The following is a 14,740-nucleotide window of genomic DNA, read 5'->3' as shown; positions in this document are numbered from 1 at the left end:
AAACCCGCCAAGAAAATTGTGATTGGTTGCGATTGAATACTAGCGGTTACGACAACCCTGAAGTGCAGTCCCAATCCAGCCTTCAATACGGCAAACGTCACATTTAGCGAACCAGCCAATTTTCAAGACCGATTTTTTACACGCTTCCGATGCCCTCATCAAATTTGGATATAAGATCGAGCAATTTTTGAGTAATACGCTCCACGATTTTCTTGCGTTCCAGAATCTTAGGCTTTTCTTCCAAGGCGTCCACTATTGTACCCTGCAAGGGCTGCTTACCGGAGAAATGGTATTGCTCAATCATTTTTCTGAAAGCTTCTGACTCTATACCCTCCTGAGCACATACCTCAGATATCGCTTTGTTTTTCTCTTCATCCCAAAAATCATTGAATGTCTCGTTGAGCGGTTTTTCGGAAGTCCCCGTCATATGCTGTTCAATGAATTTTTCAATGAGTTCACGCTTGCTACGAAGGTGCCTTTCCGATCCAAGCAAGTCCATTGCCATTTTCCTTTTGGCAACGGATGCATCGCGGGTTTTAGGGTCGAGGCTGTCTTGATCAGCGAGAGCTTCGGCCAGCAACCCTAGAATATAGGCAACGTTAATTTCATCGCGCTGGATAAGCTCCAATTCAAAGTCAACCTCATCGACAATGGAAACGGAATCCCCACCTGTATCCGACTTTGTCTTTTCAAAAATATCTAGATACTTGCTCTTAAAATCCTCGAAAGTCTGAGGATCTATATTCAAATCATTTGCGTCATATTCCGTAAAACTCAGCAGCACATTTCGTAGCCGCATCAAATCGCGAAAGGCTCGTACGAACAGCAGCTGGTCATCTTCGCTAATTAACCCATCTACCGAAGCTGGTTCTGAGGCGATCCTGAGAAGCACCTTAACGGCCGTGTTGAACTGATCAACGTAGTCTTCATAAGGGGCCATCAAGATCGTCTCGACGGCCTCTTTGTTGGAGAACAGAGTAATAGCCTGATCGGTGTTGGGCTTGAGATTCCTGAAACACACGATGTTCCCTTGTGACTTCAATTGTCCCAGTGTTCGGTTCGTGCGAGAAAAAGCTTGAATCAACCCGTGATACTTAAGGTTCTTGTCGACGTAGAGCGTGTTGAGTTTTTTAGCGTCGAACCCCGTTAGGAACATATTGACGACTAGCAGAATGTCGAGACGATCTTTGTCCAGTGCATCTTTGCGATCGCGATCCTTCAACCTTTTGCTGAGGTGGTTGTAATACGTATAGAACCCCGCGCTATCCTTAACGGATTCCTTTGTTTGATACATTGCGTTGTAGTCAGCCACAAAGGTTTCAAGCTTGTCCCGTTTATGCACATCCACTGGGAGATCTGCGACGTTTAGGTTTGGATCGCCAATCAAACCGTCGGCATCTGGATCGGCCTCGTTCGGGCCATAGGTAAAAATCGTCGCGACCCTAAGGTGATGCTCCCCCGCTTCTTTCTTTCGCTTAAAAGCCTCATAATAGGCTATCAATGCGTCTACAGAGCTCACACAAAGCATAGCGCTGAACTGTTTGTTGTGGGTCTTACGATCGTGGTTCTGGATTATCCAATCTACGACCCCATCGATCCGATCTGGGTTGTCAAAGAACTCTTTGACGTTGATGGCGGGCACCTCTTGATCGATCAGCCCTCCATCCTTGCGCTTTAGCTTCCCCCAATACTCCACAGAGAACCGCAGCACATTTTCGTCGCTGATCGCGTCAGTGATTACATACTTATGCAAACACTCGGCGAACAAATCCTTGGTTGTCCGTTTGCCAACAGCGTTGTCCGCAAAAATCGGTGTTCCGGTGAAGCCAAACATTTGTGCTTTGCTAAAGAACTTAACAATCCGTTTGTGTGTATCTCCAAATTGTGACCGGTGGCATTCGTCAAAGATAAACACGACCCGCTGATCTTTGACAGCTTCAAGCGAACCTTCATAACGATCGCGAGAAATAGCTGTGTTCAGTTTCTGGATCGTGGTGACGATCAGCTTCCTGTCGCCGCCTAGCTGGCCCACAAGTGCCTTGGTGTTGTCGGTGCCATCAACCGAGCCGTCGGAGAAGTGATTAAACTCTTTCGCGGTCTGGTAATCCAGATCGGCGCGATCGACGACAAACACCACCTTATCGACCTTGGGGTTCTCGATTAGAACCTGTGCCGCCTTAAAGCTCGTGAGTGTCTTCCCCGATCCAGTAGTGTGCCAGATATAGCCATTCTTGCGGCCCGCCTTCACTCGTGCGTCGATCGCCTCGACCGCGTAATACTGATAGGGGCGCAATACCATTAAGACTTTGTCGCTTTCATGCAGTACGATGTACTTGCTGATCATCTTACTGACGTGGCATTTCTCCAAGAATGCATCCGCGAACGCGTCGAGCTGCGTCACCAGCGTGTTATCTTCCTTGGCCCAAAAGAACGTCTGCTTGAAGTCCTGATTACGGTTGTTGGCATAGTACTTGGTATTGACGCCATTGCTGATCACAAACAACTGAACATATTGGAACAGTGCATTTTCGGACCAATAGCTGTTGCGCTGATAGCGGTTGATCTGGTTGAACGCTTCTTTCAACTCCACCCCGCGACGCTTCAACTCTATCTGCACAAGCGGCAACCCATTGACCAGCAATGTCACATCAAAGCGGGTCTTGTGGTGGCCGGTAACAGTGACTTGCGTTGTGACTTGATACTGGTTCTGGCACCATTCTTGCGTGTTGAGAAACTGCAGATACAACGGTGTTCCGTCATCGCGTGTCAACTGCATCCGCCCGCGCAACGTCTTTGCCTTCTCAAACACATTGCCTTTGTCGAGGTGATTAAGCACCTTTGCGAATTCGGCGTCTGATAGTGTGACGCCGTTATGCTTACCCAATTGCGCCCGCAGGTTTGCACGCATCGCATCCATATCTGGTAAGGAGACAGAGGCATATCCTAGCCCCGTCAGCCGCGTAACAAGTTCAGCTTCTAACTGTGCTTCGGACTGGTAGCCTGCCAAAGAACCTATTCCTCTTCCATTATGATTTGTATTCCGTCACCGAACCAGTCTTCTGATTTTTGACCAAGATTCTCAGAGGACCATTTATGTAACTCATGTAGCTCTTGCTCAAACGAGCTATCGGGATCTTTTAAGGCTTCAAGCAGCGCTAATAACTGAGGTGCCAGATTTATCTGAAATCCCAGCGGTTCTCTTCGCCGAAGAGTAGGTTCTTGCTGCAATTTGTAGAGAGAATACGCAGCCGCATAGTAGTTAGTCCAAATATCGCGATTGCTTTTCAAATTCCTCGGGCTTTGCTCGTCAGGAGGCGGGTCTTCCCAAGCAAATTTAAGTTGCTTAGCTGAGTTTCGATAAAGCTGGGTCCCCACATAAAGTTCACACGCCTGCCCATCAACAGTAGTCAGGTTGTTTGCTTGGCCTTTAGCCTTTTCCATAAGGTCTTGAGAGTACCCACTGGCCCTACCCTTAGCTTCAAAAACGCTCCACTTTCTTGACTTAGGAGAATAACCAAGAAGATCTGGTGATGACTTTCCTTTAGTTAAAGGAACTGAATAATCTTGGGTCATTAATTGATAGTGAACTAACCAAGGTATCTCTAGTAGATCTTGAGCTGCAATTTTGGCGAAAATCATTCCAAGGTAAAAATTTATTCCTCCTTTTTCGGTCGGATCAAGGGCATTGAATAAATCTGAATTACGAAATTGCCTGCTTGTGCCACGCATATCTAATGCTGCTTGCACCATATTCCATCGAAACAATGCCTCATGGGTGGAATATTTACCGAAGGAGCGGACTGATGTTTTGTTAGGGCGACCGATCGTAATTGCGGCCCAACAAAGTTTTGCCGATGAGATAGAGATTGATCCTGAAGAATCCGGCGGAGCCGACGGAAAATTTTTACTCTTGTAAGTTAAGATATTCATCCGGCACCTTCACACAAACATCTGCTGAAGCAGACCTTTTTTGAAATCTTCCATCTTCGCCACCTGCCTCGCCAAAGCCGCGATTTTGGCGTCCATCGCTTGGAGGGCGCCAGCGATTTTTTGTTGTTCGTCTGGGTGGGGTAGAAAAATGGGAAACCCCATAAAGACGTTCTCTTGGATTCGCCTTGCCTTCCGACTACCATCAGCGGTTGACCCATATTTTTCGTAAAAACTTCTGCGAATAATGTAATTCAACAAAAAGTAAGGGTTAGCCTTCGGCGAAATATCAAAGGCGGGCAAGTCCACTGTGCTTTCCAACCCGTCGAATTCATCTGGGATGATAGCAAACGCGCAATTCAGAAAATCGAGTTTGCTGTAAATAAACTGGCCTGACTTGCGGACATAATACTGAGTTGAGATGCTGCCTGCACGGCCGCTCTCCCGAACACCTCGTGCCCAGAGTTGCACTGAAATTTTTCGCGCTTTATCACCACGAGAGCCTTTGACGCTACTTGGAGACAAGATATCACCCACCAACTTCTCTTCCCAATCAGGAAAGGCGGTGCCGTCTGGTCTGGTGAAGCGGAGGCGTTGGCTGAAGAGGGCTTGCATCAATCCGCGTTTATAGCGTTCCAGCCCCTCTTGCCGCGCTTTCAACCCCGCGATTTTCGAATCCACCACCCCCAAGAATTCCGCGATTTTCTTTTGTTCTTCTCGTTTAGGAAGCGTGACTTTGAGCTTCAGAAACTCCTGTTGCCCTAATGTTTTGTTTCGACCAGCGCCCCCTGGTGATGCCAATTCAAGGAGTTGCTTACCCCGTTTTCTAAGAAACATTTCTCTAATGAATGGAAGAAACGACAATTCGTCTTTCTCAAGATACATTGGGAAGCGATGCGACGCTATGAAGCCTTTTTCGGCATCCGTGGTAAGGGCAACTGCTTGCTCCCAAGCAAAAACAATGTTCACTACTAATGAATTTGGAACAACATGAAACACGCGTTTCCCTCCCAAATCCGCGCCAGTCACCGCATCTTTGTGAAAGAGACCGCGTCCATGTGAGCGAACGCCAATTTGCCGGTAGAGTTCATCGGGGTTCACTTCAACGGGATCGCCTTCCCTGCGAAGTACATCGTCTACGGTATACTTGCCCCACTCCCCTTCAAACTCAGGAAACCTCAGCGCTGGAACGCGCTTCGCCCCACTCGCGGTATCCGTGATACTCATAGCGGCGCCTCAATCCCTAGCTCGTCACAAAACCCTTTGATCTGCGCGTCCAGATCGGCCATGCCTGCGGCGTTTGTCTTGAGTTCCGCAGCGACTGCGGCCAGATCAATCGGCTCTTCTTCTTCAAAGGTATCCACATAGCGCGGGATGTTGAGGTTATAGTCGTTTTCTGCGATCTCACTTAACGGTGCGCGGCGGGAAAATTTATCCTCCTTGACCCGACCACGATAAGTATCGACAATTTTGTTGATATCTTTGGGGCGCAAGAAATTCTGGTTCTTAGCTTTTTCGAAACAAGTAGAGGCATCTACGAACAAGATATCCTCTGGATGTTCGCGGCATTTTTTGAACACCAGAATACAAGTGGGGATCGGCGTTCCGTAGAAAATATTCGCAGGTAGGCCAATCACCGCATCGAGCCAATTGCGTTCCTTGATAATATATTCTCGGATATGCCCTTCAGCCGCGCGTCGAAACAACACGCCATGGGGCAGGATCACAGCCATTGTGCCGTTTTCGTCCAATTGGTGCAGCATGTGTTGGACAAAAGCAAAGTCCGCCTTAGATGCGGGCGCCAGTCGTCCGTACTGGCTATAGCGGTCATCATTCAGCAGGAGCGGGTTAGCCGACCATTTGGCGCTGAACGGCGGGTTGGCGACCACAGCCTCGAAGCGTTTCTCAACGTGTTGGGGATGTTCCAACGTGTCTTCTTGCTTGAGGTCAAAGTTACGATAATGCACGCCGTGCAAGATCATATTCATGCGCGCGAGGTTGTAAGTGGTCCGGTTCAACTCTTGGCCATTGAAGTCCTCGACCTCCGCTTCTTTCGCCACCCGAAGAAGCAACGAACCTGAACCGCAAGCCGGATCATAGACATTCTTGATCCGTGTTTTTCCGGTGGTAACGATGCGAGCAAGTACCGTGCTGACCTGTTGAGGTGTATAGAACTCACCCGCCTTTTTCCCCGCCCCACTAGCGAACTGTCCGATCAGGTATTCATAGGCGTCTCCCAGAACATCGCTGTCGGCCTTCTCAAGTTCAAAGTCAATTTCATCAAGGTGAGTGAGGACGCGGGCAATCAGCGTATTCTTAGCCTCCTCGGTGCGGCCAAGCTTGTTGGAGGTCAGGTCCATATCAGAGAAGAGGTCGTCAAAGTCGTCTTCGGATTCCGTTCCCATGGTGGAGCGCTCGATATTGTTGAGGATACGAGCGAGATCTTCGATGATGAAGTTCCCTGCCTTACTACCCCGCTTGGCGATCGCGCTAAATAATTCGGAAGGTTTGAGGAAATACCCTAGTTCATCGATCGATGCCTCTGCGACAGCATCAAGGTAAGCTCTACCTTCGTCAGTGTTCTCATCAATATCGGCGAAGTTGATTTCGTCAGCCTCAAGAATTGAATTGGCATATAGGTAAAGGCGCTCGGACAGATACTTGTAGAAAATGAAACCGAGGATGTAATCGCGAAACTCATCCGCATTCATTTTGCCGCGCAGTGTGTTGGCAATGTCCCAGAGCTTTTGCTTTAGCTTCTTCTTTTGTTCATCGGTCATGGAGCGCCCTCTTGTGTTTTATGACATTCATGCAGATAGCGCAGCGTCAACGGAAGTCCTTTTCAAACTTTCTAGCGAATTGGGGCGTGCAAACCACTTTCTCGAAAATCAAAGTGATTTTGCTGTTGATTGGAGGTGCACAAATCTAGCTTAAAAAACTTCAGGACCACTTATCCGCGCCATTTAACGCCCAGCAGTTAGAGCCGGCTGATTATGCATTCCGCACCTTCTAAATTTAATTCGGATTGTCCAGTTGATCTGACCGGCTACACCCGCTTGCTCACGTCGGGTTGCGCGGGCGCTGGTGGAACGCTCGTACCATCGGTCTAAAAGATGCATGTGACTTCCGCTTGGCGCTTAGTTTTCCATGTCGGAAGAAAAATGAACGCGGCCATCGCTGTCGATGCAGAGCTCACCCGTAGTGAACGGATTCTCTTCCTCATCATCCTCTGATTCAATTGCCTCCAATCGTTCTAGTTCACCTATGATGAAAGGAGAGTAAGATTCTTCTAGATCTGAAAACATGACAATGAACGTCTGTTGAACGTTTCGGATGAACGCCTTAAATTTTTTCTTGTCAGAAATGGCCCGATTGTACTCGCTCCAACTCAGCGCATAAGGTAAGTGGCGCATATCGTAGTCTGTGACTTGATCCGAGCTTTTCGGGGGGGCTCGGTATACTCTATGATCCTGAAATAAGAAATTAACTTTAAAGAGATCGACATTTACTGCTGCTACAGAGGCGTCCATCAAAACCCAATTTGGTTGCGCTTTGCAGGTGAAAGCATCGTCGCGCTTCCAGAGTGGAATGAAGGGATTGTTATTAGTTTCCCGTTCGAAGACATGTAGCTGAAACTGAAGCTCGTATTCCATCAACTTCGCTCGATAATCGGGAAGGAATTGATCAAGAAAAGCTTTCATAGCGCTTTCTCGATTTCTGGCTATGCCCTTGAGAAGGATTTCGGGAACATCAAAAGCTCCTTCTACGTATACATTTTGAAATTCACCTCCGTCGTAGGACTCCAGATACGACACTTTTACTTGATGCTTCGTGTGGTCGTCATCATCATTGTCCGGAATTGCTTCGAACGCGGGTAATTCCATTCCAGCCATCTCTTCCAAAGCCGGTGCGGCGGCACCCAAGATGCATTCATAGATTGTGTCGTTGGTGAGATCGAGTAGCTGGTCAGTCATGCTTTGCTCTTGTGTAGACGGCGAGATGGAGAAATTTGTGCTTACCCAATGAGATGCGCCTATTTTAACGGGATTGTGCCATGCTTCAAGGGAGCAGCTTTTGTCCATCGCATGCAGTCATTTTTTATGCAACGTTGCCCATATGTTTACTGGATGTTTGATCAGTCGTTCCTAAGCCGACACACGCTTGGTTAATGCGTTTTCAAAGCCTCAACCTTGCCTCGATAGATGCACGTTGCCCAAGAATTTTTTAACTATTCTCCACTATTTCCTTTTGATTGCGACCGTTGAGCGCTACAATAACCTCGCGGAGACAGCGTCTCCCTACCAATCGTGAAGAGCACATCGGGCACATTACCGTATGTCACCAACCGAATTCTAAATCGGTGGTTTTGCGTTAGCACACGAGCCCAGTTGGGAAGCATAGGAAACTTGAACACTTCATGGCTAGGAAATGATCCGACTTCTCGAGTTCGAGAAGTTGAACCAAACTCGCGCGGATAAGTCTATGTGTTTAGTTCTTCAAGGAAAGGAATTGAATGAGATACGATATAATACCAGATATCCATGGGCAGGCAGACAAACTGAAATTCGCACTCGATCAACTTGGCTACCGACAACGAGGCGCAACATGGAAGCATTCAGACCCGTCGCGAATGTGTGTATTTCTAGGCGACTTCATTGATCGTGGCCCAAGCAACAAGGAAGTGATTTCGATCGTGCGTGACATGATGGAGGCAGGTCGGGCTGTAGCAGTTATGGGGAACCATGAACTAAACGCCATTCACTTCCACACGCGAGACCCAGAAAACGGAAAATATCTACGAGCGCGATCCGATAAAAACACTAAGCAACACCAGAGTTTTCTGAAAGAGTTTCCGATTGGTGAGGTAAACACACACAGTGCTTTGGAATGGATGAAGACGCTACCACTATATCTAGAGTTGGATGGGTTTCGGGCTGTGCACGCCTGTTGGAGTGATGGCAAGATTGCATCGCTGAATGCATGCACACAAAATGGCGTACTGTCGGAGGAGCAATTTATTGAGGCAGGTCGCAAAGACAGCGAATTGTTCCCATTGGTAGATATCACGACCAAAGGGCCAGAAATCGACCTTCCCGAGGGTTACGCCTTCACAGACAAAAATGGAGCGGTTCGAACTAAAGTTCGTGCAAAATGGTGGGCGAAGGGAAACAAGAACTGGGGCGACATTGCAATTTCCGTTCCAGATCTAGAAGCTCTACCGAAGAGCGAAGTACCGGTTGGCACACCAATCGAATTCTATTGTGAAGCTGCTACGCCCGTGTTCTTTGGCCACTACTGGTTGGATGGAGACCCTACACGTCAAGCACACAATGCACTCTGCTTGGATTACTCAGCCGGTACGACTGGACCGCTTGCAACTTACCTGTTTGAAAGCGGAGAGGAAAACCTACAACTGAGCCGTATTAAGTTGTTTTCACGATAGAGGCGTATTCGAGTGACGAACATTGTTGACGGGCCATGGGATTACCCAAATCAACAACCACGCGAAGATGCGGAGGAGGATGCTGCATGGCTGCAGCGCGTGACGCACCACCTCAGCCATGCCTACCTCGGCGCACGTCCTTCTGACGCGGCTCAGAGGGTCTCTCAAGCTCTTGTGGGTGGCCTTGGCACGGTTGAGCTTTATTTTAAGAAATCTTATTTCGGCGGCGTCTCCATCGTTCTTTCTGCGCTTCAGAGATCCTCTTTCTACCCTCGGTAGTTTTCGGTCCAGTGCTTTTACCTCCATGTAAGCTGCATCGCTGGCGACCAACCTCGCTCTTACGTTTGCAAGGAGTGCCTGTTCGGGTTTTTGCGCCGCAAATCACACGTTGACGCAAAAGGCGGGCTTTTCGTTTTTCGTCCAAATCTTGGAGATGGAATACAACTGCCCGTTCCATAGCCTCATTTCGAAGTTCCATGGAATTCTGGGTACGCGACTGCGAATTTGATCGGAAACAAACTCGAAGATACAGTGCATTCAGAATACGTTTTGGCCCCCAGCCCTCAACGTCTACCAATTGTTTCCTTTCCCAGTATTGAACTGTGTCGCGGGAAACACCTGACCTCTTTGCTAGCTCCGCCTGAGATTGACCAGTTCTTTTTCGGTGACGGCGAAGTTCCGCACCGGAGAATGGTGGGTGGATGATGATTGTCCTAAACGTCATGAACAATTGCCGATATTTGTAACACCCCATGATGTCGCGCGCGCGATACCGGTCCCGAAATCCAGCAAGCAAGTTTCCTTCGAACCACTAAGCAGGTGATCACCCCAATGGTAAATAAGGATGTCTCGGGATTGATGACGTCAACACTCCCATAACCGTTATAAACGTCACTAGATTTATGACTGCCTGTCTTCATTAGGATGACGCACATTTAGAACGCGTATTCAATTTAATGACGTCATTGTCTTCACTTTGAGAAAGGATTTTTCTCTTTCCATTCGCACCATGCGGGTTATTTGCGCGAGATTTTTGAACTGGAAAATCGTTACCTTTACGCCATTGTTTGTAGAGCTTCCTACCAGCAGGTTGTTGTCCGTAAGGCAAAGTAATTTCGGTCAACTCGTACTTCGGCGATTTGGCAAAGCCCGAGTGTCCTAGTGTCCCTATTTCCGTAATAACTATGAAACCTTTTCTCTGTAAATCATGGAAACCACGTGAAGCAGTATTAACACTAACGCCCAAGCGTTGTGCTGCCTGTCTAACGCTGAAATTTATCTTGCCATTGTTGTTGTTTCTTGGGCCGTGCCATTCAAACTTTAGCCATGGGTAAAGTGCCTGTGCGACTGGGGAGAGCGCCTGCCACGCGGGCTCCTCCATTGTGTTGCGAACCATCTTTGTCCAATGTTCTGAGTTTGTTTTTCGATGAGATTTAGACATTACCAAACTCCACGATTGAGAACTCGTTTGAGGGATGTTGTGTAATTGCCCACATGTTTTTTCTAAAGGCGACAAACATTATGATGCCTCCCGCTTTTGAGTTTCCCAAGCTTCAATGTCTGTTAACCGCCAGCGTGTGCAACCATTGGTCAACTGAATGGGGCGCGGAAAGCTCGGGTCCGTCTGGACCCAACGCCAAGGTGTGGCGCGGTGTACGCTATAGCGTTTCGCAATCTCAACTACTGATAAGAAATTCTGTGACATTGTCACCTCCGTCATGCGTCGTAATATTACGCAATTTGAAGAAAACAACCGCGATCGGGGAGTGGCGTTAATTGAGGCTATTTTGTTAAGAACGTTACTTCTCGGTAGGTTTTCCGTGGCGCCCTTACCATCAACATCACAAACACATTCAATTCTTTGATCGAAAGGAGGGCTGCCTATGCCCTCATTTTTTCCGCGTAACTGACGTTGGGCTAATCTGAGTCGAGGGCGGAGCTAGATCCGTAGCCCCCTTCAGTAGGTATCGGAGCTGGTCGCTGAGCCTGAATAAAAAATATTTGACGCGAGAGCGACCGAGACCTCCGAAGATCAGTTTACCGCATCGCTCCAACGCCATACTTCGACCTAATCTCGGCTCCCTTGGATCAAAGGTTAAACCACCTCGTTCCAAGATCCATTTTGCTGACTGATGGCCGTCCCACGGTAGTGAGCCAGCATTTTCTCGTTGGCGCCGTGCTTCTCTTGGGGCGTGCATCTCCCAGAACCATCCCGCACAATCTCATAGTTTTTCGACAAACGTCGCTACGCTTCGTATCGAGCATGCCAGTTGGCCTAATCCGCAGCTTCATCAAGTGCATATCGAACTCAGCGAACTATTTCGTGGTTCTTAAGAACGGAGAATGCCGAGCTAGAGGCTTGACCTAGAATACTCGTAGCTTCCTAATAGCAAAGATTATTTTTGCGAAATGCACGTCCAATTCGTATAAGGTGTTGAGAGATGAAATGGTCCATTCTTTCGGTTGTAAGCTTTGTTTTCCTGTGTTTACCGTTGAGAGGTCCAGTGAATGCCGAAATGAGCGTGGCGTTTAGTCCGATTATCGTAGACACTAGCGATACATCGAAGTTGTATTTATTCGGTGAAATTACATCTCGTATGCCGCTAAATCTTGACCGAGCATTAGAGAAATACCCAGAAGCTAAAACACTGGTTCTCGATAGTCACGGTGGGGATGTGCATGCCGCTTTAGAGGGTGCACGTAAAATCAGACGCAACCAGCTCACAACGATCGTACCAATCAATTCTAGCTGCTATTCAGCATGTTCATTTTTGTTTTTCGCTGGGACTGTGAGATACGCACTTGGAAACTTGGGAGTTCATCAGATTAGCTCCGAAGCAGAAAGCAACCATGGTTCTCAAGTGGGTGTATCCGATATTATCGATGTTCTGGATGATTTCGATATAGATCCTGAGATCTACGTCGTCATGTTCCGCACACCTCCTGAGGATATGTATGTGTTTACTGAGGAAGAAAAAGCGCAGTTCTCACTAAATGGCAGAGCTCAAAATGCTCCAACGACGGCAGCACCTAAAGTAACTACCCACTTTGAAATGACACATAGTGTTTCTGGGCTGGACCCAAACGGAGACGGCTTCCTAGCACTAAGGACTAGACCAAACGCGCAAATTGGCTCGCGAATAACCAAAATGACAGAAGGTACTGGGCTTCGCGTATTGAAACAACAAGGTGCTTGGCTAAATGTTATCACTGAAACAGGGCAAGAAGGTTGGGCACATTCTAACTGGGTTCGTGAAATCAAATCAGCCAGCGTCACGGCACCCCGAAGTTGTGACGATCTATGGTTTGAACGAAACTCTATCTTTGCCAAATACGGTTATTGCTTCAAAAGCGAACGTGGACGACAAACTTTCTCTAATGAGAATTGCAAGCAAGGAGTTGAAGCTGGCAATATTATGATGCCTCCGCGTGAACGCGAATTAGTAGAAAGCATACTTGCTAAAGAAATTGCTATTGGTTGCCGCTGACCCGCCTCAGCTACTGGAGTGGATCCGGTTGGGGTTTTTGATTTTGCAGCAGGGTTACGGAAGCTCTGCTAATCAAAACAAACCAATGACCTGAAAACTCGGCTAGATTCATTAAGAAAAAACATTGTCACAAGGCTTCACGAAACAGCCATTTATGCTATTCCCAGCGTGGAACATCAATAAACAGACCATAAGGGCGAACATGCTTAAATGAAGTTACTTACTATTATCGGAGGAGCACTCTTTTTCGCGCTTCCAGTTCATGCGCAGAGCAGTTTTTCTTGCCCATATGGAACGCAACCTTCTTGCCTAGACTACGGAGATAAAGTCTGCTCTAGCACTGGAATGTGTGTAGACAGTAGTGCTGCTTGCTTTGATTCATACCAATGTAATTATGAGGGATTTACCTGCAAATCCAATTTGACCGATGCCGTAGATGAGTACAATGAACTGGTTAGAGAGTACAACAGCCTACTGGAAGACAATCGAGATTTGGTTAATAGTTACAACAGCTTACTATCAGAGCACGACGATCTGGTTCGTAAATACAATAATCTTCTGGACTGACAACTCACCAGCATACGATTGTATGAGCTAGTTGAATCTTGTGAGTGACTTACGGCCTTGTTCAATCGAGATCACTTCAACTACTCTCAACAAGATTTCTTAACAACTTAGTAATTCAGGCCCGTATGCTGGATTAGAAAACCAATAATGAATCAAAGGATTTTTTGACTAATTTTCGCTTATCTCATTCGGATCAAAAGTAAGCAAGACAGTCCTTCGTTCGCTGATTTTGTCTAAAGGTAAGTTAAGCTTTTGCCCTCTACAGCGGATAAAAGCACGCCTTACAGATGATAAGGTCTGTTTTGCTGCTTGCTCTGAACCTCCCTCGAAGTCTCTCAGGCTTAATGATTCAATATTAACAGTAGAATCTGCGTTTATCTCTACTTCAACGGTAATTCTTGTATTCCTAGCTTCAGGAAACAGCTCTTCTACGTCCCAACAACTTGAAACTGACCCCTTAACGACATTTGCTGATCTTGCATTCAATTTCTGAATAAGATCGCTATTTAGCAAACGAAGTTGGTCAATTTCTCGTTGCCTTGAATTTGCAGTCCGTCTCAGTTTATCGAGATCAATTTTTGCCTTTTCAAGATCGTTTTCAAGCAACGACATACTTTCCGATAATTCCTGTTCCAGAGAAGCTATCTGCTCCGACGGAGCAACTTCCGATTTCTGAACCTCTACCTCAATTAAGGGAAGTATTTCTTCGATGGCATCAGAAATATTCTCACATTCAAACTGCATATCATCACTTGGAAAACCGCCGTTTAGTGACCAGCCGCCGTTCCTCTCCCTCTCTAAGAAGGTGTACTCTTCAATCGGGACTCCACCTCTCTCAGTTTCATCTCTAAAAATGAAACCCAAGTCTGAACGGAGAATTTCCATTCCGATATCGGGAACCATGTAGGGTTTCTGACCCTCCACCTCAAATACGAACAGGCCACCAATTTCATCGCATGAGAAAGCCGAAATTGTGAATGGATACCTACTGTCTGCCATTGCGACGCAAGCTGCTTAAGACATGACTATTGCTAAAACTAAACGTCTCATATTGGCCCCAGTAATCGCTAAGTTTTCGAAAGTTAACCGAAGTCTATTTTCGAATGTCGTGTGAGTTTTTAGTCAATTTGATTGAAAGGTTTATCGATGTCCATGAAACAATAGTGGCGTAACATTTAGTGGGGGGGATGAACACCATAGCGTTCTGCAAATTGCGCTGCAGATAAGAAACTATAAGATTTTTGGGATCTCCATTTTTGCTTAGTTATGACAGGCAATCTGGAGAAATCGGGCACAGTTGATAAGTGGCGCCAAT

The 14,740-nt window shown here is 47.1% G+C and carries 11 protein-coding genes; 3 read left to right on the top strand and 8 right to left on the bottom strand.

Annotated elements, in window-relative coordinates; translation table 11 throughout:
* Nucleotides 1-136: 136 nt before the first annotated feature.
* The 5 genes from OU789_RS01455 to OU789_RS01435 form a co-directional block, all read right to left on the bottom strand.
* Entirely contained in the window at nt 137-3,007 is a 2,871-nt protein-coding gene (locus tag OU789_RS01455) for a type I restriction endonuclease subunit R (RefSeq protein WP_274652657.1), read from the bottom strand.
* A 5-nt stretch (nt 3,008-3,012) separates the two neighbouring features.
* A complete protein-coding gene (locus tag OU789_RS01450; RefSeq protein WP_274652655.1) occupies nt 3,013-3,930 on the bottom strand; it encodes a hypothetical protein in 918 nt (305 codons plus the stop codon).
* A 9-nt stretch (nt 3,931-3,939) separates the two neighbouring features.
* A complete protein-coding gene (locus OU789_RS01445; protein ID WP_274652653.1) occupies nt 3,940-5,154 on the bottom strand; it encodes a restriction endonuclease subunit S in 1,215 nt (404 codons plus the stop codon).
* On the bottom strand, nt 5,151-6,707 hold the full coding sequence (locus OU789_RS01440) for a type I restriction-modification system subunit M (RefSeq protein WP_274652651.1): 1,557 nt from the start codon (nt 6,705-6,707) through the stop codon (nt 5,151-5,153). The genes OU789_RS01445 and OU789_RS01440 overlap by 4 nt, the downstream gene beginning before the upstream one ends.
* Before the next feature lie 357 nt (nt 6,708-7,064).
* Entirely contained in the window at nt 7,065-7,901 is an 837-nt protein-coding gene (locus OU789_RS01435) for a hypothetical protein (protein ID WP_274652649.1), read from the bottom strand.
* A gap of 539 nt (nt 7,902-8,440) precedes the next feature.
* Between OU789_RS01435 and OU789_RS01430 the strand changes: the two genes are divergently transcribed.
* On the top strand, nt 8,441-9,370 hold the full coding sequence (locus OU789_RS01430) for a metallophosphoesterase (RefSeq protein ID WP_274652647.1): 930 nt from the start codon (nt 8,441-8,443) through the stop codon (nt 9,368-9,370).
* 12 nt (nt 9,371-9,382) lie between these two features.
* Nucleotides 9,383-9,649 (top strand): hypothetical protein, encoded by a 267-nt coding sequence (locus OU789_RS01425; RefSeq protein ID WP_274654538.1) that lies wholly within the window; start codon nt 9,383-9,385, stop codon nt 9,647-9,649.
* Here OU789_RS01425 and OU789_RS16950 read toward each other — a convergent pair.
* Together OU789_RS16950 and OU789_RS01415 are read right to left on the bottom strand one after the other, a co-directional pair.
* Nucleotides 9,576-10,094 carry an HGGxSTG domain-containing protein gene (locus tag OU789_RS16950; protein WP_446719154.1) on the bottom strand — a complete coding sequence of 173 codons (519 nt, stop codon included), beginning with the start codon at nt 10,092-10,094 and terminating at the stop codon, nt 9,576-9,578. The genes OU789_RS01425 and OU789_RS16950 overlap by 74 nt on opposite strands.
* A gap of 195 nt (nt 10,095-10,289) precedes the next feature.
* Nucleotides 10,290-10,811, bottom strand: a complete 522-nt coding sequence (locus OU789_RS01415; RefSeq protein WP_274652645.1) for a hypothetical protein — start codon at nt 10,809-10,811, stop codon at nt 10,290-10,292.
* A 1,000-nt stretch (nt 10,812-11,811) separates the two neighbouring features.
* Here OU789_RS01415 and OU789_RS01410 point away from each other — a divergent pair.
* A complete protein-coding gene (locus tag OU789_RS01410) occupies nt 11,812-12,858 on the top strand; it encodes a YARHG domain-containing protein (RefSeq protein WP_274652643.1) in 1,047 nt (348 codons plus the stop codon).
* Nucleotides 12,859-13,593: 735 nt separating this feature from the next.
* On the opposite strand, the gene OU789_RS01405 is transcribed toward OU789_RS01410, so the two are convergent.
* Nucleotides 13,594-14,424 carry a hypothetical protein gene (locus OU789_RS01405; RefSeq protein ID WP_274652641.1) on the bottom strand — a complete coding sequence of 277 codons (831 nt, stop codon included), beginning with the start codon at nt 14,422-14,424 and terminating at the stop codon, nt 13,594-13,596.
* Nucleotides 14,425-14,740 lie beyond the last annotated feature (316 nt).

It is taken from the genome of Halocynthiibacter sp. C4, from assembly GCF_028823805.1.
GTDB lineage: Bacteria > Pseudomonadota > Alphaproteobacteria > Rhodobacterales > Rhodobacteraceae > Falsihalocynthiibacter > Falsihalocynthiibacter halioticoli.
Note: the sequence above shows the minus strand (reverse complement) of the source record. Positions and strands in the feature narration are given on the sequence as shown.